Here is a 24428-nt window from a genome sequence, read left to right as displayed (position 1 = left end):
AGACAAGTTGTTCCACCACCACTGCTGAGTGCATGTAGCGCGCATGATATGTCCTCCTCCCAAAAGCGTAAATTGCAATGTAAGAAGAATACCATTACTTTGCCAGATTGTGTCAAGAAATACATTAAGAAACAAATTAGAAACTGTGAACGGTACGCGTAAGATACCGCGAGAAACAAAAAGGGGTCCCGAAGGACCCCTTGAATGAATTGCGAATGTTCAAGAAAACTTATGCCTCAGCAGCAACGACGTTAACGACGTGCTTAGCACCCTTCTTGAACTCAACAACGCCATCGCAAAGTGCAAAGAGAGTGTCGTCCTTGCCGCGACCAACGTTTACGCCAGGAGTGATGTGCGTACCACGCTGACGGATGATAATCTGGCCAGCCTTGATTGCCTGACCACCGTAAATCTTAACGCCAAGGCGCTGTGCTTGTGAGTCACGACCGTTGCGGGAAGAGCCGAGACCTTTCTTGTGTGCCATAAATGCTACCTGCCTATCTCAATATCAGAAGTGACCAATTACTCTGCAGACTCGTCGGATGCCTTAGCAGCAGCCTTACGAGCGGTAGGGAGCGCGGTAACCTTCAGCTTAGTAAGGTTCTGACGGTGACCATTGGCGCGGTGATAGCGCTTACGCTTGTGGAACTTGAAGACGAGGACCTTCTTGTCCTTGTACTGCTCAAGAACCTCACAGGTAACCTTCTTAGAGGAAAGAGTGGCAGCGTCAGCAACAACCTTCTTGCCGTCGTTAAGCATAAGAACATCAAGCTTTACCTTATCGCCAGGCTGCGCATCAAGCTTCTCGACGCTGATTACGTCGCCCTTGGCAACCTTATACTGCTTGCCACCAGTTGCTACGATTGCGTACATGTGTGTAACCCTTCATTGCTGATTCTTGCAACGATTAATACTATCTTTGTATCTCTGAAGATCCGAGCAAAGATCTTCGCCGCCGTGACCTGTGGCATCCGCGGGAAACTGTCGGTGTCCCATGTCCCTCGGCGAGAAACACAACTCGAAATAGTCTACTGCATATTTCAGAAAATTCCAAGACAAAACTACATGTTATAGAGGCTTCACAAGGAGTCCATTTTCTGAAACGTGTGCCTGTGAGACTCGGCACACCTTCAACGAGTCAATGCCTTGTAGGCCATCCACTCCAGCTTGAGCTGCAATTCTTTGAGCCTCATAAATCAAAACTGCAGGTCTAAGCGCTGCTCTTGGATCTTGGAGTGTATCAAGCTCAAATGAAATGCACGTTTCAGATGAGCTCTCAGAAATCTTATAGCCCGCAAATGTTGTCTCTAAATTGACCACTTTTTGCTTGTCTCCGCGCATGTATGTCAGCTCTTTTTTGGCGAGAAGATCCTCAAACCCCCAACGCAGCGCATCTGACCTAAGACCTTCTCCTAAAATGTCACATCTCCAATGAGCGGCATTCAACCATGCTTCAAGCGCAGGCAGCGACCGATCAACGTAGCTGGCAGCAAACGGAGCAAGCGCGGGAGGCGTAGCCGACAACAACCTATCTAACGCTTCATCCGGGTCCACGTATTTTGTGAGCTTCAAGTCAAAGTACTCCGCCTCAGACGAAGCGCCAACGGGAAGCGCCTGAGAGAACTGAACGCCCATGCGCTTTGCAAAGCCATTACCCACCCTAAACGGTAACTGAGCTCGGCGAACACAGCGCTCAATGGTACCAATAAGCTCAAGGTGTCCTAAAAACGCAAGGCGGTCATCTTTCTTGTAAGCCACGCGAAGCCTAAAAATCTCTGCTCCACGTTCCGTCATAATCTCTGGCTGAATCTGCGGTCTACCAGCGCGCCAATCTTTCTTCGCCGGTTCAACCACCCCAGGAGCTACGCTCTCTATCTGCACATCCGTCATGAGCGCACCCCCATCAACACGTTGTCAACCTTTAAGGTCTGGCATACCGCACATCCCGTACAAGAGGTAAACGTGCAGTCAGGTGTGGTGACCTCGTCCATCGCTTTACGATATTCTCGCTGTAGATAGCCCTTGGAAACGCCAGGAGACGTATGATCCCACGGAAGTTTTGCCTGGATATCAAAGGTTTCTGTTGCAATATCAGAGAGCGAGAAACCCAGACTTTCTGCTGCCGCATTCCAAGCATCAAGATTAAACTCGCTGGTCCATGCATCAAACTTACAGCCATTTTTCCAAGCCCGGTAAATCAAATCAAAACCGTCGCGGCCCATCTTTGAAAGCGCACCTTCTACCAGGGACGTTCCAGAATCGTGGTAGGCAATCTTGAGTCCCCTATCGTGATTTGACGACAAGAGTAACTGCTGTCTACGCTGGGCTTCCTCACGAGAAATCTGGCCTACCCACTGGAATGGCGTGTAGGACTTGGGTACAAATACGGCAACGGAGACAGAAACCGTAACGCCCTTGCCGCCAATTTCTCGACCGATATCTAAAATACGCTTTGCAACTGCGGGAATGGCTTGAATGTCTTCATCGGTTTCTGTTGGAAGGCCCATCATAAAGTAGAGCTTCATGCGGCGCCAGCCGTTTTCAAACGCATTTCTAGCTGCGGACTCAAGATCATCCTCGGAAACATTTTTGTTGATGACGTCACGCATGCGCTGAGAGCCTGCTTCTGGTGCAAACGTCAGTCCGCCGCGCCTTGAGGTAGAAACAGCGTCTGCCATCTCCGCGCCAAACGCGTCCATACGCTGGGAAGGAATGGAGATTCGCACGCCGCGTTTACGCAAATCAGAGTTCATACGACGTAGAATATAGCCGCACTGAGAGTGATCCGTTGTAGAGAGTGACGTGAGCGAGACCTCATCGTAACCGCTCTTCAAAAGGCCTTCCTCGCCTGCTTGGACAATCTGCTGAGCTGGGCGCTCGCGAACAGGACGATACGTCATTCCGGCCTGACAGAACCTACAGCCGCGAGCACAGCCGCGCTGAATCTCTAGAGCCAGCCTGTCCTGAACAATCTCGGTATACGGAACAATGCGCTGCGCAACAGGGTCTGTTACTGAAAGATCTGGCAGACAACGCTTATAAACCACGCTTGGTGCGCTACTTCCCTCTTTAGGAACCGCATATCCCCAGCGTGTTGAGGTATTATCGTGCACAATCTGATAAAGCGACGGTACGTAGACACCTTGGATCTCAGACAACCTCTGCAAAATCTCTTGGCGAGAAACTCCTTCAAGCTTGGAAGTTCTCACGCACTCGCACATCTCTACCAGCGCTTCTTCGCCATCACCTAAAAGAATTGCATCAAAGAGCGGGACTACAGGCTCTGAGTTCCAAACAGAAGGACCGCCACCAAAAATAAGTGGGTCCTCTTCATCACGTTCTTCAGCGAGCAATGGAATGCCTGCTAAATCAAGCGTTTCTATAATATTGGTTGCAATCATTTCATGCGCAAGGGTGAAGCCCACCACGTCAAAAGATGCTAAAGGTGCAGCACCCTCCAACGAAAGCAGAGGAACATTGCGCTTGCGCATCAAAGCTGCCATATCGACCCAAGGCAGATAGGCGCGCTCACAAGAAACATGAGGCGCCTTATTCAAAGCGTTATAGAGAATGGCAATGCCCAAATTAGGCTGACCTACCTCGTACACGTCAGCGTAAACCATACAAACGTGAAAAGGACCTTCTTGCTCCTCTACTGCTCCCCACTCGTGATTTAAGTATCTTGAGGGTTTCTCGACATGCGGAAGCATGGGCTCAATGAGACGGAAGAGATTTTCTCGTTTAACACGCACGATAGTCTACTTTCTATCTTTTGGCGAGGGACTGTGTGGTTGCTATCTCTACGGTATTTGATTGTGAATTTGTATCTGCTGTTGCGCTTGCATCTGTAGAAGCATTCGAAGCGCCGGTTTTGGTAGAAGAATCAGCTGCTACCCCGTCGCGTTTCTCGGCAATTTTGCGAGCATACGCGTGAATGACGCGAGCAGTAGTGTGAGTACCTGCGTACCCCATGCCAGCCTTAAGCGCCCAGCCAAACCCTGGAACTGCGCCTGCGACCGTGCGTGCAACCGTACGGTATCCAAAGCCCGCGCCCACAACGCCGAGAAGTTCGGCGATGGTTTCAACATTCATATTGATGTTATAGGCGGCGGTAATATCAAGCGCCAGTCTGATCTGGCGCGCTGTCATCAGCGGCATATCAGAGCCAGGAACCAATGCTACAGCTCCAATAGCTGCATTTTCTTTAGCGCAAGCAGCGGTTATCTGTTTGACCACTTGAGTTCTACAAAGAGGATACGCTGCCGCAAAAGAGACTGATTTTTCTGTTGCAGTTGCAATCCATGAAGAGAGTCGATCAAAGAGCACTTCTTCAGTGGTGCCCGCAACAATGCTAATAAGCCCCGTGTTGTAGAGCGTATCAGCAATTTGTTGCGCTTCAACTGCAGACTCTACAACCACCGCACAAGGAATTGAATGACTTACCAACATGGTAAGGGCGTCCTCGTACTGTGATGTTGGCGTAGGAATAATCACCGCAATATCAGGAATAGCAGCATTCTTTCCCGTGCGACCAATGCCTCCAGAAACAAACGAAACACCGTCGGCAAGTTTAGAGACGCGCACCGTTGCATCTGTTCTCTCTGGCATAAAATACGAATGTACAGCCAGGATTACCTCTTCAGAAGCAAGGGAATCAACGTAGATATGCGTATAAGTTGGCTCTAGAGATGAAAGCGACCCGCGGAATTCTTGTAATACAGAGGTGGCAAGTTTGCCCAAGCTGTTTCTTTTTGCCATGGCTTATGCCGCCTTTGTTCTATGTCTGTAAACAGACTGGACGATTCCTACAGAAACGAGCTGAGCAATCATCGATGTTGATCCAAAGCTGATAAAAGGCAATGGAATACCAGTAATAGGCATGATACCAATACACATGCCAACATTCTGCAAAACCTGGAACGACCACATGGCCGCACAACCAACAAGTACCAGTTTAGAGAAGGTATTCTCGGTCTTCATGGCAAACAGAATGGTTGCAAAAATCATCCATGCAAAAAGTGAAAGCATAACGAATGCACCAAGGAAGCCAAACTCTTCCGAGAAGAGTGCAAAAACAAAGTCTGTGTGTGCCTCTGGTAAGAATCGTCCACTTGCCTGCGTAGCGTTACCTGGTCCTTTTCCAATAAAGCCACCAGAACCTACGGCAATCTTTGCCTGTTGCAGGTTATAGCCGTCTCCCGACGGATCAACAGAAGGATCCAAGAAGACGGTAAGACGCTTCATCTGGTACTCCTTAAGAATGTGAGGAATACCAGGAATCATAGAAGTCACAACAACAAGAGCAACAACAGCAATGAGCAAAAGAACGGTCACAAGAATCCAAGAACGTTTTGCACCAGAGCAAATGATGATGGTGGCTCCGATAACCAAAATAATCAGGCCAGTTCCCAGGTCAGGCAAAAGCATAATGGAGCCAAAGGGAACCATCAATGTTCCACAAAGCTTTACATAGTCTCTGAGCGTTTCTACCTTACCGTTATACTGAGCACACACCGAAGCCATAAGGAAGATTGTGACAATCTTTCCCAGCTCAGACGGCTGAAATCTAAAGCCAACAAGTGGGATATTAACCCAACCAGTCATACCCTTAACCGAAACGCCAAAGCCTGGAATCTTAGGCAAAATCATCAACACAACTACGCCGACAAGCAGTACATTTGTCATATTTGAAAGTGCTCTGTAGTCATAGCGCCACATAAGTGTGGCAAAAACAAGGCCCAAACCAATACCCAGAAGGTGCCTAGGAAAACTAGCTTCGGCAATGTTCATCGATGCGGTCCAGATAACCACAATACCGATGAGGACGAGAAGTGCCGCGGGAACAAGCTGTGCTAGATAGAGATTACTCAAGATATTCTTACCAGTAAGCTTCTCTTTCTTGGCAAGACCGCCTGAAGGAATACCTCCACGTCTCCTAAAAGGTGAGTTCATTCTCTGTTTTGTAACTGCAGATGAATCAAGTGCCATGGGTTTCTCGCCTCCTTACCTACCAACGTTGTCTGGCTGATTATAAATTGCGCCAAAGACGTCTCGAACAATATACATACCAGAGCTAGCACCAGCAGGTGCACAATCAAGGTTTGCAGCAATAACATACTGAGGCTTATCTGCAGGTGCATAGCCAACAAACCAACCAACGGGCTCGCCAATAGACTGCTGCTCAGCAGTACCCGTCTTACCACAAACAGTAACATCCAGATTAGTCCAGTGGATAGTCTGAGTAGCTGACTCCTCGTAGACAACGCCATACAGGCCGCGAGCAACAATGTCTCGGTGCTCGTCTTTTTCTTCTGGCGTCAGAATGACCTCGTTTTTATACTCAATAACAGAGCCATTGCCATTTCTGGCGTTAATACTCTTCAAAACATGTGGTTTATAAATTGGACCTCGATTTGCAATGCCACAATACGCATTTGCCATCTGAAGGCAGGTTACCAAAAGATCGCCCTGTCCAATTGCAAGGTTACAGTTGTCGCCACCCTGCCACTTACGAGCATCATCAGGTGAGCTAGTAAAGTAATTCCACTTCCACTCTGCATCAGGAACGCGGCCAGATGCCTCTTCTGGAAGGTCAATACCAGAAAGCGCACCAAGTCCAAAGGCACGGAATGTCTCTTGCATGCCCTCTGGATGATCGTTGTTATAGAAGAAGCCCTTACCAATCTCATAAAAAACAATATCGCAAGAGTTGGTAATACCGGTAATCAGATTAACGGTGCCGTGACCAGAAAGAAGCCAGCAGTGCATGCCGTACTGCTCGCCAAAACCAGTCCAGAAACCCGTGCAATACCAGCTGGAATTTCCGTCACAAATGCCGTATTTGAGTCCAGCAAAGGTAGTAAGTGCTTTGATGGTAGATCCAGATGGATACTGTCCAGCAATTGCACGATTCATCAGCGGATAGTTTGCCTCTTCAGAAGAAAGCATATCCCAGTCAGAACTGGAAATGCCTCCAACAAACATTGAAGGTGAATACGTTGGATAGCTTGCCATAGCAATAACTTCACCGTTGGTGCAATCAAGCGCCACCACACTTGCACTGCGACCTTGGAAGTCTTGTGATCTAACTGTATTGATAACACTGACAAGGGATGCTTCTGCTGCTTTTTGGATGTTTGCATCAATGGTCAAAACAACATCTGAGCCGCTCTGAGGAGCAATAGACGTTGAGTGAGATAAAACATTACCAGCAGCGTCAACATATACCGTTTGTTCACCACGAACACCCTGAAGAGCGGACTCGTACTGATACTCAACACCCGTTTGTCCCACGATATCGCCGTGGGCATACACAAAGCCGCCATCCGCAGTTTTACTGCTTTCAAGCTGCTCTTGTGTAACAGTTCCGGTGTAGCCAACAACATGAGCTGCAAGAGAACCGTTTGGATAGGCTCGCTGGGTGCGCTCCTCAATTGAAACGCCATCAAGCAAAGCGCCATGAGCGTAAATATAGGCAACTACGCGCCTAGAAACGTCTACAGAAACCGTGCGAAGCGCTTGAGCACCATCAGAGGTATCCATGATTTTTCTGCGCACCGCCAACATAGGCATACCCAAGAGGTTAGCAAGAATCTGCAGCTTAATGTAGTCTTCTGCAACGTCTGCTCGAGCTACTACCGTTGGACTTGGCCTGTTGGTAACAATCTCCACGCCATTTCTGTCCAAAATACGACCGCGAGGAGCTGCGGTAGTAACGGTGCGCGTACGGTTTCTCTCTGCTTGCTCGGTGTAGTCAGCTGACGATAAGAGCTGCATGGTCCAAAGCCTGCCAATAAGCACGGCAAACATGCCGCCAACAGCAATTGCAAATCCGATAAGTCTGGACGAGAGGGTCTTCTCGGCAGAGCCGTCAGAACCACCAGACGCCTTGGGAGCGCCGCCGCCAATATCAAAGGTAAACGGCGAGTCTTTTCTACCAAAGGTGAGGTAAACAATAATCAAACCAATTGCTGCAACAGCGCAACAAGCAAGGATAACAAGGGTGAAATTCATACTAACCCCTTATTTAAGGCGCTGTGGAGCTCGGTGAGATCCGCGGTAGAGCGAAGTTCCACCCAAAGATGAATGAGACCTTTGGGAATGAGAAAGTACATAGAAAACAGGAAGCGCTGCCAAAATGGTAAACAGCATGGTGGGGAAAGACTTAAACAGCAGCCCCTCAAAGAAGTTGCCACCAGAGCCAATCAAAGAATTAATGAGTTGATACATAAAGGTGACACCAAAAGTTTGAAGGGCAACAAAGCCCATAGAGGTACCAAAATTGCCAGAGATTCTGTCTCTTACCTCTTGGCCCATGAAATAAGAACTGACCACAAGCAGGAGTGCCATAAGGCCAATAGGATTAGCAGAAGTCAAATCATAGATAAGACCAGCAATAAAGCCGCATATCACGCCGGTTTTACCACCATATCTCAGCGCAATAGCTGCCGAGAAAATAAGTGCAAAATTGATAACTCCCCCACCAAAAGAAACCTGTGGTGTAAGCATAATCTGCAAAATGAAGCAAACAACAGCAAGAACGGCGATGCTGCGTGTGTTTTTATTTCTATCAGAAACCTGCATGCATCCCCCTTAATCTGTTCTTCCGCTGTTATGTTGTGTAGTACCCGTTGGAGCAGCAACTGTTGCATTCTGCTGAGTGTTTGTTGTGTTGTTTGTTGAACCGCTGCCAGTAGAACCGCTCGATGAAGACGTAGAAGATCCGTCTTTTGAGTCTTTATCCTTACCGTCTGAATTAGTTGCAGTTGGAGTGTTTTGCTTATCTGCCTCAGCAATATCATCTGCGGTAGCTTTTTGCTCCTCAGAAAGAGACGTGATAACCATTACCTCCTCGTTAGTGCTGACATTTCCATAAGGCTCAACAACAATGGTGTAATAGAGCGATCCTGGAGCTGCCTCAACGCTGGTAACCTTACCTAGAGGAAGACCCTTAGGGAATACGCCACCAAGACCGCTGGTAACAACTGTATCGCCTACGGCAACCTTCTGGTTGGTGTTGATGAGGTTAAGAGTAATCTGTCTTGACGCAGAACCCATAAGCATGCCTTGAGCTCGACTACTTTGAACCATAGCAGCCACGCCGCTCTTCTCGTCAGTGATAAGACGAACGGTAGAGGTTGTAGGACTACACTCAATAATCTGGCCGATAACGCCACCGCTATCAACAACAGGCATGCCAACAGCCAGCCCAGACGAAGTTCCCTTGTCGATCACGATGGTGTTATTGAACGAGTCAGTAGAACCAGAGATAACACGAGCGCCTGTGGACTGCAGGTTATAGGTATTTTTGAGGTCGAGAAGACCCTGCAGACGCTGCGTGGACTGATTTGTCTCTTCTAGCTCTGCATTTCTTGAACGCAGTTGCTCGTTTTCTGCCTTGAGATCAGAAAGCGTTTGCTGGTCTGCTGTTAAGTTACTAAAAATGTTACCAATGCCCTGGAAAGGCATGGCAATAGCTGAACCCGCCATTCTAAAAGGCATGGTAATAGTAGAGAACCCACCTCGAACCATCTCGAGCGGTCCTTCTGTACCCATACGAGCGCTGACCGTCAATAACACAATTGAAAGCAGCGAAAGAATAATAAAACTACGGCCGCCCGTATGCTTATTATTGTTAGATCCAAGGCCTGTTGAAGCACCCTGGATCTGATGAGACAATGGCATATTTATTGGCCTGCACTCTGAACAAATCCACCGGACAATGCGTTAGCCTCAAGAACCTTTGCGCAACCGGTAACAACATTTTCTAGCGCGGTTGGGCTTACGTTAACGGGAACGCCAGTCTCTTCACGAAGTCTTTGATCAAGACCACGAAGCATTCCGCCGCCACCGGTAAGCAAAATACCGTAGTACATAAGGTCGGAGGCAAGATCTGGTGGAGTCACATCAAGCGCATCTTTGACAGCCTTGGTGACCTCGTCAAGAGGACGATCAAGGGCACGACGAATCTCTTCTGACTCAATACGAACAGTCTTTGGAAGACCACTCATGACGTCACGACCGTTTACCTCAACGTCAAGCTCTTCTGCAAGAGGAGCTGCTGAGCCAACCTTAATCTTGATATCTTCTGCGGTACGCTCACCAATAGAGAGGTTGTAAGCATCACGAACATGCTCAAGAATAGTTTGATCAAACTCGTCACCTGCAGTTCTGATGGACTGCGAGACAACAATACCGCCCATGGAGATAACGGCAACCTCGGTAGTGCCGCCACCAATGTCTACAACCATAGAACCTGTAGGATCCTCAATTGGAAGGTCTGCACCAATAGCTGCAGCCATGGGCTCTTCAATCAAGAATGCCTGGCGAGCGCCTGCCTGAATAGTTGCTTCAAAAACAGCGCGTTTCTCGACAGATGTAACACCAGAAGGAACGCAAACAACTACGCGTGGACGTGGTGACCAAGGATATTTGCGCTCACGTGCCTTCTCGATGAAGTAACGAAGCATAACCTCAGTAACATCAAAGTCTGCAATGACGCCGTCTTTAAGAGGGCGCTCAGCAATGATGGAGCCAGGAGTACGGCCAATCATGCGCTTTGCATCAGCGCCAACAGCCAGAACGCGGCTCTCGCTTTTATCGATTGCAACAACCGATGGCTCATTGATGACAATACCCTGACCACGAACTGCAACAAGGGTGTTTGCAGTTCCCAGATCGATGGCTAGGTCTCCGCCATATTCTCCGAAGAGCGAATCGAAGATAGACATGATATCCAATCAAACGTGCTACGCGTGTGCGTAATTATCCTGCAGAAAGAACGGTTAAAACAGTTTAGTACTAGTTACCAGACTTTGAAGAGCTGGAGGAACTATTAGAGGAATTTGAGGAGTTAGATCCATTAGTTCCAGAGGTAGTTCCCGAATTAGAGCCGTTAGTACCAGAAGTTGTGCCGGAGTTCTGGTTATTCTGGCTTACGTACGAAGTGGTAACGCTTGCAACCTTCCAACCAATACCATCACGGACAAGCTCAATGGTGTAGTCAACGTTGCCGCCATTAGAAAGACTGACAGAAGCATTAACTGTAGAGTGAGTCATGCTCTGGTCGACACCGTTGATGGTGACAGCGGAGCTTGCTGGCAGGCTGTTGGAAATCTGCTGAAGCGTTGTGCTAGAGACAGAGCTAGAAACATAGCGGCCAATATCGGTGCCCTGTGCCTTAGCGTTGAAAATATCCTGAACAACAGACTGCTGGGTTGGCCATCCATAGCCACGATAGTAAGCATAACCAGCGCCACCAACAGCTAAGATAAGCAAAATAAGAATAGTGATAAAGACCTTAAGGCCGGTATGGCGATGCTTACGCCTAATCTTCTTGTCCTTCTTATCCTGCTCAATAATCTCCTGCTCAGTAATCTGGAAGAAGCCAGTATCTTCTGCAGAAGGGATGAGCTCGCCGGACATACCTGTAGGATCCAGTGGATCATAGGCACCATAGCCAGCTGCCTGAAGGAAGGCATCAGTCTCAGATGGCTTGCCAGAAGTCATTGCAGTAATAGCCCTGCGAGCTGCATCAAAGGCAGACTGCTGCTGATTAGACAGAGCAAAGCTGCCGTCTGCAGTAGCGTGAGTGAAGGCATCAACTGCCTCAGACATGCGATTTGCTGCAACGTATGCAAGACCAAGATCTGCATAAATCTTATTGGAATTATCCAGAGGATTAGCAAAATCAAGAGCGGTACGATATGCCTCAACAGCATCAACAGGCCTGTTCAGACCCATGAAGCATGCGCCTAGGCTGCAAAGTGCTGATGAAGGATTAGGGTTCTTCTCGTCAACTGCAGCGTTTCTGTAAGCAATACCGGCGTTGCGAATATCACCGATCTTCTCGTATGCAGAACCAAGAGCAAGCTGTGCCTTATAAGGAGTTGCGTAAGAAGTGTCCTGGACAGCGTTAGTAAGGGCAGCAATAGCCTCCTGTACCCTACCAGCAGCCAGAAGTGCGCGACCCTGATTAGTAGAGAGAGCGCCAACCTTGCCGTAGGAAGCGTCAGCAAGAGCGGACTTGTAAGCAGAAGCTGCGGAATCAAACTGTCCAAGCTTCATATAAGCGTTTCCAAGAAGGTGGTCAATCTGACCGTTTACCTCGCCTGGCTCTTTAGCCACATCAAACTGACTGATAGCTACAAACCAGTCGCCCTGATCATATGCAGATTTACCTAACTCAAATGCCTGTTGATTCACAATATCCTCCAAGAGTCTGTGCGACTTGGCTTTAAGCGTTTTCAATTCTAATGGAATTGACGACATCGCCAACCTTTAACTGGGAAATGACATCCATTCCCTCGATAGTTGTGCCAAATACGGTGTACCCAGAATCCAAGCCATGCTGTGGACCAAGACAGAAATAGAACTGAGAACCTGCGGAGTTTGGATCTTGAGAACGAGCCATAGCAAGAGCACCGTCAACGTGGGAGTTGTTAGGATTTGTGGTGAACTCCTCTTTGATGCGATAACCAGGACCACCGGTACCAGGAATTCCGTCAGGACCAGGGTTTCCAAACACAACATCCTCAACACTCATCTCACGAGTGTTTGGGTCTCCGCCCTGAACTACAAAGCCAGGAACAAGACGGTGGAACTTGGTATCGTCATAGAAGCCAGACTCTGCAAGTTCGCAGAAGTTTGCCACATGAATAGGTGCGCCCTTACCATCAAGTTGAACCTTAATGATTCCCTTGTTGGTATCAAAGACGGCAACCTCAGTACCAGTAACCTGGCGCTCTGGTGTATACAATGGATCAAGTCCAAACATAATTCCTCCAAGCTTCTTTACATCTAAGAGAAGAAAACGCGAGAAACCCTTAGTAATAAAGAACATCTTTTCTAATCTAATTATTTTACCAGTATGATGAGATTTTTGAAATTAAAGCAGCTGAACGGTTGTTTTTTACTACTTTTGTGGCTTCCATTTCACGTAATTTTCATCAAAAAGTTTCTGGTATGAGCTGGAGCCGCTGGAGTCTCTGATGTTATCAACTGGCGCCAAGATGTTGTCTTTGTCCTGAGAAGGATTGTTAGAAGCAACTGAGCGCTTCCATCCCTCACTCAAAGCATCGGAGCGATTACGAAGCCAGTTACCCAGCTTGGTGAGATTTTCAATAGTCTGACGATAGTTTCCGTTGGAGTCATCAAGACTAGAAAGGTCAGAGATGACGTTACTAATATCCAGCGAAATCTGCTCTGCTTCCTGTTGAGCATCAGCGCGCTCCTGATCAGAGCCAGTAATAGCAAGCTGATCAAAGGTCTTCTCGTTATCATCAAGGCGCTTTGAGAGGTCTCCAAGCTTCTGATAATCACTATCAAGTGCGTCAAAAACAGCATCCGAACTTGTATTTTGCTGAGTTGCACTGGTGTCTTGACCCGTAAGGTGCGTAACAGGTGTGGTGGTAGGAGTAGATGAGACTGGCGCCTCAACCTTTGCTCGATTGTCGGTTGCCTGCGGGTCCCACGGGTGTGTGATGACAAAGATTGCAGCTACCACCAGCGAGGTAACAAGAAGTGCTGAGAGCAGAATAACGCGCGTACGCGGGATTCCCTCTGCTTCAGGGAGGTTCTCTTTTGAAGGCTCGGAAGGGATTGCAGACTCAAAGCGAGGAGCTGGCCTGCGACTTACCGAGGCAAACGCGCTGGTAGTGTCTGGGTCAGCGTTGTCGGCTGGCATATCTTGCAAAACAGTGGGATCTGCTGCGACAGAAGAGGATGCATCATACTCTGCGTCTACGAGCGGATCGGTCTTCTCGCCAGATGCTGGAGCGGCGTCAATCTCTGGAAGCTTGATGTTGCGTGTGGGCCTGATAGCTCGAGCTGGACGAGCAGCAGGCACTGCCTGTGGTAAAGGAAGGCCACACTTTGGGCAGCTTTCTGCGCCGGCAGCCACCAGGGCGCCACAATGAGGGCACCAATGAGCTTGAGTAACAGGAATCCTTTGGGTCAAACTTAGATCAATCTGACAATGAGGGCAGGTTAAAGCCCCTTCATCGACCTCAGATCCACAGTTTGGACAACGCATACACCCTCCACAACTCTTTGCTTGTGCTTCAGTTTAATCGTTTGTATCAGCAGAAGAGCTATAAGTTGACTTTCCTCCCATTAATCTCACAACCAGGTCAAAGAATCGATCCTTTGCATAGTTGTGAATGTAACGCTCGGAAATTCTGTTGAAGATGATAACGGAAATCACCAGACAAATTGCCAAGTATGGCAAGATGCGTGGGGTGAGCGGTGCAATACGGAAGAAGTCCTGCGCCACCGTACAACCGCCAACAACAATGGCAATGCATACAACAAGAAGTGCAATGCGAAGCTTGGTAAGCGGCAAAGAGATTCTTCTAAGCAGCGCGAAGCCAACTGTTGCAGTGGTGATAAGCGCCATCGTAGATACCTGAGACAGATTCAGCTTAAACAGATGACCTGCAGTCATAAGGAGTGCAAGCGTAATAGTTATCGCAATAGAAGCTGGCAGTGACTTGCGCAAAATGTTGACCAAGAAGTTGCCCTTTACGCGGTCATGATTTGGCTCAAGCGCCAACACAAACGATGGCAGGCCAACGGTTGCAAAAGACAAAAGTGACATCTGAACAGGAATAAAAGGATATGGTGGCGCAATAATGCAATAGAGTGCAAGCGCTGCAGTGTAAACCGTCTTAACAAGAATGAGCGCAGCAGAGCGCTGAAGGTTATTGATAGAGCGCCTACCCTCAGCAACAACTTCTGGCATGTGCGCAAAATCGTTGTCTGCCAGAACAATCTCTGCAACATTTCTAGCTGCTGCAGAACCTGAAGCAACAGAGATAGAGCAGTCCGACTGCCTCAGAGCCAGGATGTCGTTTACACCGTCGCCGGTCATGGCAACGGTGTGGCCCAGATTCTGGAGTGCAATAACAAGCTCACGCTTCTGCTCTGGCGTAACGCGACCAAATACGTGGTACTTCTTAACAGCTGCAGCAATATCTGCTTCTGTGTGCAGCGTAGTTGCATCTACCCAACCGTCGGCATGAGGAACTCCCGCGCGCTCAGCAATAGCAGAGACGGTACGAGGGTCGTCGCCCGAAATAACGCGCAAGTCAACGCCTTGCTCAAGGAAGTATGCAATGGTTTGTGGGGCGGTCTCTCTAATCTGGTCCCTGAGCACCACATAACCCAGGAGCTGCGGCGTTCCCTGCAATGCGTCGTTTTGGTCAAAGCCGTCAACGCGGCAGGCAACCAGTACGCGTTCAATGGATGCAAACGCATCGGAGCCTGCAATTACATCAGCCGCCTCAGGCCCAAGCACAAACTGAGCTGCACCGATAACAAATGCCTCTCCGTCCTCAGTCACACAGCCAGAGTACTTTCGCTTGGAAGAAAACGCCACAACGCGAGAAGGGCGTTCACTTTGAATCCCCTGCTTAGATGCGTACGCAAGGATTGCCGTAGCCGTATCGTTAGCGTCATCTTTGTTTGCGCCGACAACGTTTACAGCCGCTTGTAGAGCGCCTGCGGCCTCAGTAATTGGTGTAAACGAAGCATCCAAAACACGAGCAACTTCCATGTTTCCCGTGGTGATAGTGCCCGTCTTGTCCAAACAAAGGGTATCTACGCGTGCCAGCGTTTCGATGCAGTATTGCTGCTGAACCAAAACATTCTTCTGGCCAAGCCTAATAGTTGCAATAGCAAGAACCGAGCTGGTGAGAAGAACGAGTCCTTGAGGAATCATGCCAATAACAGCAGCAATCATCGAAAGAAGCGCTTCATTTAAATCGGCGTTACCAATGAAATAGGTACGAACAAAAAGACCAATACCCAGCGGAATCAATGCAATGGAACCTGCGCGAATAATCGACTTAATGGTGGTAAGAATCTCTGAATTGATCTCTTTTACAAACTTAGCTTCTGCGTTAATACGCGCAGCATAACCTTCCTGGCCTACACGGCATACCCTACCAACAAGACTGCCCCTCTCGACAAAACTACCAGAAAGAAGCTCGTCTCCCGTGGTCTTTTGCACGGGCTCCGCCTCACCAGTTAGAAGGCTTTCGTCAACGCTTACGTGCTCTGACACAAGAATACTGTCAGCAGGAATTTGATCGCCCGTCTTCAAGCGCACAAGATCATCGATGACAAGCTCGTCTGGTTTGATAAAGGTATCTTTTCCGTCACGAATTACACAAACACTCTGAGCTGTCATAAGAGACAGGCGGTCAACCATGCGTTTTGCACGAATCTCTTGCACAATACCAATGACCAAGTTTGCAAGAACTACGCTCATGAACAGTGCATTTCTGTACTGTCCCGTTACAACAACAAGCAGCGCCATCAAAACATTAACTATGTTAAAGAGCGTAAAGCTGTGCTCTGCAATAATCTGAGCAATAGATTTGGTTTTGACGTCTGTATTAGTATTGACTTTACCCGCAGATACTCTCTCTGCAACTTCTTTTGACGTCAGACCTTCATACGTTTCTTCAAAACGTTTGCTACTCTTGCCTTCAGTACCCTGCAATGACATATAAACAATCTCCAGTCAGTGATGGCCGGTTTTTTGCACGTGGTGACCCCGGTGGGTTTCGAACCCACGACCTTTTGCTCCGGAGGCAAACGCTCTAATCCACTGAGCTACGGAGTCATGGTGCATAAGTATACCCCAGCCTACTTACTGCCTTTTGTAACGGTTTGCGTAATTTTCTTCTGGTATTTTCCCATGCTAAAATGAATTCAACCAGCAAATGAGGAGTTCATGAATACTATTTCTGTTGACCTAACATCCGACTCATATCAAATTCATGTAGGGCATCACCTGCTTACGCAGGCTGGTAAGCTCATTCATTCCTGCACCTCAGGGTCAAAGATTCTTGTAGTCACTCATCCAGATTTGAACAAGCTCTTTGGCGCAGAACTTCTCGCCTCGTTAGAGTCAGCCGGCTATTCTGTCACAACTGCTACGGTTCCCACAGGTGAGCACGCAAAATCATTTGAGTCGTATCAAAAGCTGGTAAGCATCCTTGCAGAAAACCGTTTTACGCGAGAAGACATTGTCGTGGCGTTTGGCGGAGGTGTTATTGGCGATCTTGCGGGATTTGTTGCAGCTACCTACATGCGCGGCTGCGCACTCATCCACGTTCCCACCTCACTTTTGGCAATGATTGACTCCTCAATTGGTGGAAAAACTGCCATTGACCTACCGTTTGGAAAAAATCTGGTTGGAGCCTTCTATAACCCCAGGGCGGTTATTGTTGACCTTGAGCTGCTAAACTCAATTCCGACTCCCCTCTTGCAAGATAGCTGCGGAGAACTTATTAAATACGGTGTACTTTCCGGGCAGGATCTCTTCAATAAAATCTCTTTGGCGAGAAACCCCATGCAGGTCATCGACGTGACGCATAGGCAAGAACTCATTCAAGCGTGTATCGAAATAAAAAAATCAATCGTTGAAGCAGACTTCAAAGAAGCAGGGTCAAGAAAATTGCTCAATCTGGGCCATACACTTGGCCATGCTATTGAGACGCTCAGCAACTTTGAACTTGGACACGGCTCCTGTGTGGCTGCTGGAACTTCCATGTTGGCAAAAGCCTGTTCCAAGCTTGGTCTTTGTACTGTTGAAGACGCAGAGAACATCATTACACTTACGCAGTCATATAATCTTCCTACCAGCACTTCATTTACTGTGGAAGAACTTTACAGCGCAGCACTTCATGACAAGAAAAGCCACGCAGATTCAATTGATATGGCGCTTATCTATGGCATTGGTGATGTTCGCATTGAGCACAAATCATTTACAGAACTTAAACAGCTTATTGAGTTGGCAAATAAAGACTAACGTCCTTGACGCTCTAGCTCTTCTGCAAGCTTACGTACTGACTCGTTTAAGGCAGTCTTGTCTTCAGCTAGGATATCGTTTTTGTTGAAGATGCCGTTAGCAGTTCCTACATAGGCATAACCACCAGCAAATACTTCGGCAATAGTATCTGTTGTAACGCCACCAACCGCCATAAGCGGTAAGTTTCCTAAAGGTTCGCATACCTTTTTGGCGTATCCATAACTGACCTCATTTGCGGGAAATACTTTGACAATATCTGCACCAAGAGCAAATGCATGTGCAATCTCTGTTGGCGAAAACGCTCCCGGAACACTTAAAATCTCATGCTCTTTGCAGTAGTCAAACATCTCTTCAGAGAGCAGCGTTGGTGCTAAAACAAACGTAGCGCCAGCTTTATGAGCCGTCTGAAGATCTTCAAGAGTAAGCACGGTACCAGCGCCGATATTGATATCAGAACCATATTCACTGGACAGCTTCTGAATTAACGAGGCAGCTTCTGGAGTGTTCATGGTTACTTCAACGTTATGTACAGGAGAATCAACAAGAACCTCAACTACAGCTTTAACCTGATTGTACGTATAACCACGTAAAACCTGAGTTACGGCACTAAAAGGCTTATTCACTTGCTTCCTCCTTTAATCTTCAAACAATTTTAACCATATCCTTCTCTGACACTCAACTGCGGTATTCTTACATCAAGCAATTAGTTATGGAGCGTGTGAAAAATGGATGTTTCAATAACTCCTCATGATTTGTTTGGAACGGTAGAAGCCATCCCGTCAAAATCATGCGCTCATCGCGCGCTCATCTGCGCTTCATTTGCAAACGGCACCACCAACATTACCTGTCCTTACACATCAGAGGACATTCAAGTAACTGTTGATTGTCTTAAAGCTTTAGGCACCACTATCGCTAGAACTAAACAGGGATTTAGAGTTGTCCCTGTAAAAGAGCAAAACCGCCCTCAAAACGTGCAGCTTAACTGCAAAGAATCTGGCACCACGCTCAGGTTTTTACTCCCCCTTCTAGGCGTGCTAAACGTAAACGCCACAATTTCTGCAGAAGGAAGACTCTTTTCTCGACCCCTAGAGCCGCTTGTCTCAGAACTCTCTGCCCATGGTATGTCTTTTAGCTGGCAAGACGAGAAGATCCTTGAGGTTTCAGGCAAACTTATTGGCGGTTTATTTGAGCTACCAGGAGATATTTCATCTCAATTTATTTCTGGACTTTTGCTGTCATTACCTTTGTTAAACGTATCTTCAACACTACAGATTACAGGGTCCATCCAGTCAAAAGACTATCTGGCTATCACAGAGCACGTATTGAAAGACTTTGGCGTTACTACTGTATTTGATGCAAAGAATGCCACCTATACCATTGAACCTCAACACTACGTTTGTCCAGGCGTTTATTCAATCGAAGGAGATTGGTCAAACGCTGCACCATGGCTTGCTGCGGGAGCAATTGGACAAGGCGTAGAGGTCACAGGACTCTCCATGCAAAGTATCCAGGGAGACAGAGCTATCTTGGCCGCGTTATCGCTTGTGGGCGCACGTGTTTCTCGCCAGCAAAAGGGTGCAGCTTGTATGATGGATCACCTGCGGCCGTTTACCATTTCTGTCTCCGAGGTGTGTGATCTTGCCCCGGTACTTGCTGCATTAGCTGCGTTTATCCCTGGAACAAGTAGGCTTACCAATATTCAGCGCCTTCGTCTTAAAGAGTCCGACCGCGTTCAAAGTATCTGCAACGTACTTAAGGCATTTGGTGTGACCGTTGAACTCTCTGAAGATCAGACAGAACTTGGTATCACAGGAGGAAAACAGCCCATCAGCTGCATTGTGGACTCATGCAATGATCATCGCATGGTGATGATGGCAACTATTTTGGCTTCGTATGCAACAGGTCCTGTTGTCATCACCCATGCCGAGGCAATCAATAAGTCGTATCCGCTCTTCTTTGAGCACTTCAAGCAGCTTGGTGGCGTCTGTCACAGTATGGAGTCATAAATGATGACCTCAACTTTTGGGACAACAGTAAAAGTATCTATTTTTGGCGAGTCTCATGCTCCAAAAATCGGCTGCACCATTGAAGGTTTACCTGCTGGTTTTAGCATTGACTTAGCAGCTCTCAAGACATTCCTTCAAAGAAGATCTCCATCGCATCCGTGGGATACTCCGCGTAAAGAGACTGATGATCCACTGTTTGTCTCAGGAATTTCAGCAGAAGGCATTCTAGATGGCTCCCCGCTCACGGCGGAGCTACCTAACACAAACGTTCGTCCACAAGATTACGCAGCTACAAAGCTTGTCCCACGACCAGGACATGCCGATTTTGCTGCCTGGGCAAAATGGGGAGACTCGTACAAGCAAACGGGTGGAGGACATTTTTCCGCCCGCCTCACCGCCCCTCTCTGCATTGCGGGAGGAATAGCGCTCCAGATTTTGCGAGCTCAGGGCATAACTATTGCAGCTCACGTTCTCAAAATAAAGGACGTCAGCGATACTCCCCTTGAGCTCGTAAACAACTCACTTGAGGCCAGCAAGCTACTTGCTTACCAAATGGATCAGCTGCTCCAAGCTGATCCTCAAGCGCTTCCTTTCCTTGATGCTCAAGCTGGCGAGAAAACCAGTGCACTCCTTACGCAGCTGCGCTCAGAGAAAAATACTGTTGGCGGCATCATAGAATGTGCGGCAACGGGTGTTCCTGCAGGTATTGGGTGCCCTCATTTCCATGGGCTCGAAAATACCATCGCTGCTGCAGTCTTTGGTGTTCCCGCTGTTAAAGCCATAGAATTTGGCAGCGGCATGGATGTTGCCAATTTACTTGGCTCTGAGAATAATGATGCTTACGAAGTACGTAACGGCTCCGTTGTGCCAACCACCAATCATGCTGGAGGTATTCTGGGCGGCATTTCAACAGGTGCTCCCATCTGGTTTAGGTGCGCGTTAAAACCTATCTCGAGCATTGGGCTTCCTCAACATTCGGTTAATCTTCAGACTATGGAACCAGAGCAGCTTGTAGTTCAAGGCAGACATGATGTAAATGCAGTTTTACGCGCTGTACCCTGCGTTGAAAGCACTTTTGCACTAGCTCTTCTCGACACCTTATATTCCTGGCCCTCTGAGCAGAACGGATATCACAATGCCTAATCAGCTAGAAACGCTTCGCCAGGAAATCGATTCAATTGATGCGCAAATCTTTGACCTCTTTGAGCAGAGGATTGCGGTTGCCAAACAAATTGGTGCTTACAAAAAGGGGCAGGACCTCGCTGTTCTTGATTCCTCAAGAGAAAATGCCAAAAGAGACCAGGTTAAAGCAACTGTTTCTAATGAACTTGAACCGTATGCTTTAGAGTTGCTTGAGGTTTTGATGAACGCTGCAAAGGCAGTTCAGGAGACATCTCGTGAGTTCTAAAACTGTACAACAAGGTTCAAGTAACCTTACAGCCCCTCTTGCTCCTTACGGCCTTATTGGTGAGAAACTCTCTCATAGTTGGTCGGCAGCAATTCATGAAAAGTTGGGGTCATTTCCCTACCAGCTTCATGAGCTTTCTGCTTCTGAGCTAAAGGGTTTTCTCAAAGACCAACCTTGGCAGGGCTTGAACGTTACTATCCCTTACAAAAAGGATGCCTGCGCTCTTGCGGACTCAGCTTCTGAGGATGCACAAGCTATAGGAGCGGCAAATACCCTGGTAAAAGATGCAAATGGTTTTATAGCAGCAGACAACACCGATGTGTATGGCTTTGAGTATCTGGTAAAAAGCCTCAAGGTCAACTTGAGCCAAAAGAAAGTAATGGTCTTAGGAGCCTTTGGTGGTGCTGGTCAGGCAATTTGCTATGCGCTCAAAAAAGGCGGTGCATATGTTGTGGGAGTCTCCAGGAACCCTCACGAAAGTTCTTCATATGTAGACTGCGCAATTACCTATGACCAGCTTAAACTCCACTATGACGCTAATCTTCTTGTCAATGCAACGCCAGTAGGAATGTTCCCACATGCTGGTGTTTCTCCTCTTTCAAAAGAGGAGCTTGCTGCTTTTTCTTCCCTCCAATGCGTGATTGATCTTATTTATAATCCGCTGCGCTCTCAGCTACTTTTAGATGCAGAAAGTCTTGGAATACTCAATGCAAATGGTTTAAAAATGCTGGTAGCTCAAGCAGCTAGGGCTAGCTCACTCTTTTTGGGACAAGATGTATCAGACTCTCAGATAGAAAGCATCTCGCGTGAGCTCCATGCTTCAAAAGAAAACATCGTGCTTATTGGTATGCCGGGAGTTGGAAAGACTTCTACGGGAGAAGCCCTAGCAAAACTCCTCAATCGTCCCTGGATAGACACTGATTTTCTCATCAAGCAGAAAGCTCACTGCGAGGCGGCAACCTACCTACAAACACACGGTGAAGCGGCTTTTAGGCGTCTAGAGCATGAGGTAATTCAAGAGATTTCTAGCACGAGTGGTGCGGTGATCTCTTGTGGAGGTGGCGTAGTTGTTACACCTTCAAACTACCAGCTCCTCCGTCAAAACGGCAAGCTTGTCTACCTTACGCGCCCTCTTGAAGACCTAGCTATTGTCGGCAGACCTCTTTCAGAACGTATGGGTGTTCAGAATCTTGCCGCAGTACGTATTCCGCTCTATGAAGCATGGGCTGACGTAACCTTTTTTTGTCTCGGTAGTCCAGACGCAGATGCCAAGGGTCTTCTCGACACGCTTTAAGCATAACAGTAAGCGTTCGCAGTTATTTTTTAACCGTTCACCGGATGGTTCGTAGATTTTGAATTTTGGCACGTTAAAGACCCTATACTTATGCTTCGTAGGTATGTATTCATAAGACTACGAGAATGCTAGACCAAGTCAAACGGTTAAGTGTTTGATATGTGGTTATACTTGGGGAGATATCCAATGGACGGCAATGCTATTGCTCACGAGATCCTAAATGCAATAGGCGGCTCAAAAAACTTAACTCACAACGAAGTGTGCATGACACGACTTCGCCTTTCCATCAATGATATGACGCTTATAGACCATGAACAGCTGGCCACAGCCACTGGTGTTCTTGGTATTGTTGGAAAGGGTGCCAACGGACTTGAGGTAGTCTTTGGTCCTAATCTTGTGAGCCAGGTTAATAACTCTCTTGACCAAGTCCTTGGTGAGCCAGAAAAGACTTTTTGTTCGTTAGATGAGAAGCGAGCAGATCTTCCCACTCAACACAACGAAGAGGTAGATGAGCTCATCTCTTTGCTTGCTCAAAAAAATACCCTTGATCAAGACGAAGAAGACTTTGACAGCCTTGCCTCTGACTTAGACGCAGACGACTTTGAAGACAACTATGAGGATGACCTCGACGCTCCTCGCCTACTCATAATTAACGGCCCAAACATCAACATGCTGGGCATTCGTGAGCCAGAGGTTTATGGAAAAGCTGACTACAGAACCCTCATAGAGACTTGTAAGGAAGAAGCCCTCTCTCAAGGTTTCTCTGATTGTGTGTGTTATCAATCAAACCATGAGGGTGATCTAGTTGATGCAATCCAGGACGCCCTGGGCAGCTACGATGGCATTATTATCAATCCTGCCGCCTATACGCACACCTCAGTTGCCCTGCTCGACGCGGCACTAGCGGTGCAAATTCCCATGATTGAGGTACATCTTACTGACATCTCTACCAGAGAAGACTTTAGGCACATTTCTTATATAAAGGACGCATGCTTTGCTACAGTTGCTGGTAAAGGAATTGACAGCTACAGAGAAGCAATCCAACTGATGGCGACTCATCTCAAAGATGAAGCATAGCCAGTTGCATATAACCATTTGGCGAGAAACACAAACCTGCTGTAATGCTAAATTGCAGCAGGTTTTTTATGCACACGTAAGTACCTCTGACTCGGTTATCACCATATCTACGGCAACATCAAATGCTGTATGAGGAAGCATTGTCTGTCTCAAATTTTGCTGGTAAGCAAGACAAATTTTCTTGCCAGGATACGTAGACAAGAACCGGTCATAAAAACCAGCGCCATAACCCAAGCGATACCCCTTTATATCAACAAGAAGCGCTGGAACAATGCAAATCGAATTGATTGTCTGGTCCTCAGTTAAAGCAGGCAGCTCTTTTGCTGGTTCTAACAAGTTAAATGGTGCTGCTACCAGCTGTTCCAATGAAACGATGGCAACAAACTCTAAACAATGTCCAGGTAGACAACGAGGTACCGCCACTGTTTTCCCATCGCGTAGAGCGCTCTCAATAAACATCCTGGTAGAAACTTCAGATGAAACAGAAACATACGTTAAAACAGTAGTTGCTTCTACATATTCAGAGGTTGCAAGGAGTTTCTGAGTAATGCGATCATCAAGCACAGTTCTCTCTTGTTCAGAAAGAGTTTCTCTTGCTGCTAGACGTTCTTCTCGCAAGCGTTGTTTTTCTAATGCCACAGTATCCATGAAGCCTCCCCTATAGCTAAGAATAACAACATTTTTGTGGACATTTGGAGAAGAAATGGACACCTGTCGCAATAAATGTGACTAAATCTCAACAATTTTTATATAGCTTTCTTTTTAGCAAATTTCTGACCTGCGCAAATGTAAACCGTTTCTAACTTGTCAAAATATTGCGTATTT

The 24428-nt window shown here is 47.5% G+C and carries 22 protein-coding genes and 1 tRNA gene; 6 read left to right on the top strand and 17 right to left on the bottom strand.

Annotated elements, in window-relative coordinates:
- Nucleotides 1-229: 229 nt before the first annotated feature.
- The 15 genes from rpmA to HMPREF1493_RS01960 all read right to left on the bottom strand — a co-directional run bounded on the left by rpmA (nucleotide 230) and on the right by HMPREF1493_RS01960 (nucleotide 16627).
- Nucleotides 230-484, bottom strand: a complete 255-nt coding sequence (rpmA, locus tag HMPREF1493_RS02030; RefSeq protein ID WP_012808765.1) for a 50S ribosomal protein L27 — start codon at nucleotides 482-484, stop codon at nucleotides 230-232.
- Between the two features lie 38 nt (nucleotides 485-522).
- Nucleotides 523-873: a 50S ribosomal protein L21 gene (gene rplU / locus HMPREF1493_RS02025; protein ID WP_035427428.1), complete on the bottom strand. Its 351-nt coding sequence runs from the start codon at nucleotides 871-873 to the stop codon at nucleotides 523-525.
- A 195-nt stretch (nucleotides 874-1068) separates the two neighbouring features.
- Nucleotides 1069-1890: a TIGR03936 family radical SAM-associated protein gene (locus HMPREF1493_RS06825; RefSeq protein ID WP_051485224.1), complete on the bottom strand. Its 822-nt coding sequence runs from the start codon at nucleotides 1888-1890 to the stop codon at nucleotides 1069-1071.
- Nucleotides 1887-3752: a TIGR03960 family B12-binding radical SAM protein gene (locus HMPREF1493_RS02015; RefSeq protein ID WP_035427426.1), complete on the bottom strand. Its 1866-nt coding sequence runs from the start codon at nucleotides 3750-3752 to the stop codon at nucleotides 1887-1889. The genes HMPREF1493_RS06825 and HMPREF1493_RS02015 overlap by 4 nt, the downstream gene beginning before the upstream one ends.
- A gap of 13 nt (nucleotides 3753-3765) precedes the next feature.
- Nucleotides 3766-4758 (bottom strand): hypothetical protein, encoded by a 993-nt coding sequence (locus HMPREF1493_RS06820; protein ID WP_051485223.1) that lies wholly within the window; start codon nucleotides 4756-4758, stop codon nucleotides 3766-3768.
- Nucleotides 4759-4761: 3 nt separating this feature from the next.
- Entirely contained in the window at nucleotides 4762-5988 is a 1227-nt protein-coding gene (locus tag HMPREF1493_RS02005) for an FtsW/RodA/SpoVE family cell cycle protein (protein ID WP_035427423.1), read from the bottom strand.
- Nucleotides 5989-6003: 15 nt separating this feature from the next.
- Nucleotides 6004-8013 carry a penicillin-binding protein 2 gene (gene mrdA, locus HMPREF1493_RS02000; protein WP_035427421.1) on the bottom strand — a complete coding sequence of 670 codons (2010 nt, stop codon included), beginning with the start codon at nucleotides 8011-8013 and terminating at the stop codon, nucleotides 6004-6006.
- Between the two features lie 9 nt (nucleotides 8014-8022).
- Nucleotides 8023-8583: a rod shape-determining protein MreD gene (mreD, locus tag HMPREF1493_RS01995; RefSeq protein WP_035427418.1), complete on the bottom strand. Its 561-nt coding sequence runs from the start codon at nucleotides 8581-8583 to the stop codon at nucleotides 8023-8025.
- 9 nt (nucleotides 8584-8592) lie between these two features.
- The gene (mreC, locus tag HMPREF1493_RS01990; protein ID WP_035427416.1) at nucleotides 8593-9684 is read right to left on the bottom strand and encodes a rod shape-determining protein MreC; all 1092 of its coding nucleotides are present in this window, start codon (nucleotides 9682-9684) and stop codon (nucleotides 8593-8595) included.
- A gap of 2 nt (nucleotides 9685-9686) precedes the next feature.
- A complete protein-coding gene (locus HMPREF1493_RS01985; protein WP_012808756.1) occupies nucleotides 9687-10730 on the bottom strand; it encodes a rod shape-determining protein in 1044 nt (347 codons plus the stop codon).
- A 70-nt stretch (nucleotides 10731-10800) separates the two neighbouring features.
- Nucleotides 10801-12204 (bottom strand): tetratricopeptide repeat protein, encoded by a 1404-nt coding sequence (locus tag HMPREF1493_RS01980; RefSeq protein WP_035427413.1) that lies wholly within the window; start codon nucleotides 12202-12204, stop codon nucleotides 10801-10803.
- Between the two features lie 31 nt (nucleotides 12205-12235).
- Entirely contained in the window at nucleotides 12236-12775 is a 540-nt protein-coding gene (locus HMPREF1493_RS01975; RefSeq protein ID WP_035427706.1) for a peptidylprolyl isomerase, read from the bottom strand.
- Nucleotides 12776-12913: 138 nt separating this feature from the next.
- A complete protein-coding gene (locus HMPREF1493_RS01970) occupies nucleotides 12914-14032 on the bottom strand; it encodes a zinc ribbon domain-containing protein (RefSeq protein ID WP_035427411.1) in 1119 nt (372 codons plus the stop codon).
- A gap of 33 nt (nucleotides 14033-14065) precedes the next feature.
- On the bottom strand, nucleotides 14066-16510 hold the full coding sequence (locus tag HMPREF1493_RS01965; protein WP_035427409.1) for a cation-translocating P-type ATPase: 2445 nt from the start codon (nucleotides 16508-16510) through the stop codon (nucleotides 14066-14068).
- 40 nt (nucleotides 16511-16550) lie between these two features.
- Nucleotides 16551-16627: transfer RNA gene (locus HMPREF1493_RS01960), tRNA-Arg, on the bottom strand.
- A 111-nt stretch (nucleotides 16628-16738) separates the two neighbouring features.
- Between HMPREF1493_RS01960 and aroB the strand changes: the two genes are divergently transcribed.
- Nucleotides 16739-17818 carry a 3-dehydroquinate synthase gene (aroB, locus tag HMPREF1493_RS01955; protein WP_035427407.1) on the top strand — a complete coding sequence of 360 codons (1080 nt, stop codon included), beginning with the start codon at nucleotides 16739-16741 and terminating at the stop codon, nucleotides 17816-17818.
- Here aroB and HMPREF1493_RS01950 read toward each other — a convergent pair.
- Entirely contained in the window at nucleotides 17815-18441 is a 627-nt protein-coding gene (locus tag HMPREF1493_RS01950; RefSeq protein WP_035427406.1) for a bifunctional 4-hydroxy-2-oxoglutarate aldolase/2-dehydro-3-deoxy-phosphogluconate aldolase, read from the bottom strand. The two genes, aroB and HMPREF1493_RS01950, sit on opposite strands and share 4 nt — an antisense overlap.
- A gap of 102 nt (nucleotides 18442-18543) precedes the next feature.
- Between HMPREF1493_RS01950 and aroA the strand changes: the two genes are divergently transcribed.
- The 5 genes from aroA (at nucleotide 18544) to HMPREF1493_RS06945 (ending at nucleotide 23603) form a co-directional block, all read left to right on the top strand.
- Nucleotides 18544-19824 (top strand): 3-phosphoshikimate 1-carboxyvinyltransferase, encoded by a 1281-nt coding sequence (gene aroA / locus HMPREF1493_RS01945; protein WP_035427405.1) that lies wholly within the window; start codon nucleotides 18544-18546, stop codon nucleotides 19822-19824.
- On the top strand, nucleotides 19825-20967 hold the full coding sequence (gene aroC, locus HMPREF1493_RS01940) for a chorismate synthase (RefSeq protein WP_084058288.1): 1143 nt from the start codon (nucleotides 19825-19827) through the stop codon (nucleotides 20965-20967).
- Nucleotides 20960-21232 carry a chorismate mutase gene (locus HMPREF1493_RS01935; RefSeq protein ID WP_035427403.1) on the top strand — a complete coding sequence of 91 codons (273 nt, stop codon included), beginning with the start codon at nucleotides 20960-20962 and terminating at the stop codon, nucleotides 21230-21232. The genes aroC and HMPREF1493_RS01935 overlap by 8 nt, the downstream gene beginning before the upstream one ends.
- Nucleotides 21222-22526, top strand: a complete 1305-nt coding sequence (locus HMPREF1493_RS01930; RefSeq protein WP_051485222.1) for a shikimate kinase — start codon at nucleotides 21222-21224, stop codon at nucleotides 22524-22526. The genes HMPREF1493_RS01935 and HMPREF1493_RS01930 overlap by 11 nt, the downstream gene beginning before the upstream one ends.
- Before the next feature lie 159 nt (nucleotides 22527-22685).
- Nucleotides 22686-23603, top strand: coding sequence for a type II 3-dehydroquinate dehydratase (locus HMPREF1493_RS06945; protein ID WP_353573413.1), 918 nt, complete (start codon nucleotides 22686-22688; stop codon nucleotides 23601-23603).
- Between the two features lie 66 nt (nucleotides 23604-23669).
- Here HMPREF1493_RS06945 and HMPREF1493_RS01920 read toward each other — a convergent pair whose 3' ends face one another.
- Nucleotides 23670-24251, bottom strand: a complete 582-nt coding sequence (locus HMPREF1493_RS01920; RefSeq protein ID WP_035427402.1) for a 5-formyltetrahydrofolate cyclo-ligase — start codon at nucleotides 24249-24251, stop codon at nucleotides 23670-23672.
- Nucleotides 24252-24428 lie beyond the last annotated feature (177 nt).

The sequence above is a fragment of the Atopobium sp. ICM42b genome, from assembly GCA_000564995.1.
Taxonomy (GTDB): domain Bacteria; phylum Actinomycetota; class Coriobacteriia; order Coriobacteriales; family Atopobiaceae; genus Lancefieldella.
The sequence above is the reverse complement of the archived record's forward strand: the minus strand, read 5'-3'. Positions and strand labels throughout refer to the sequence as shown.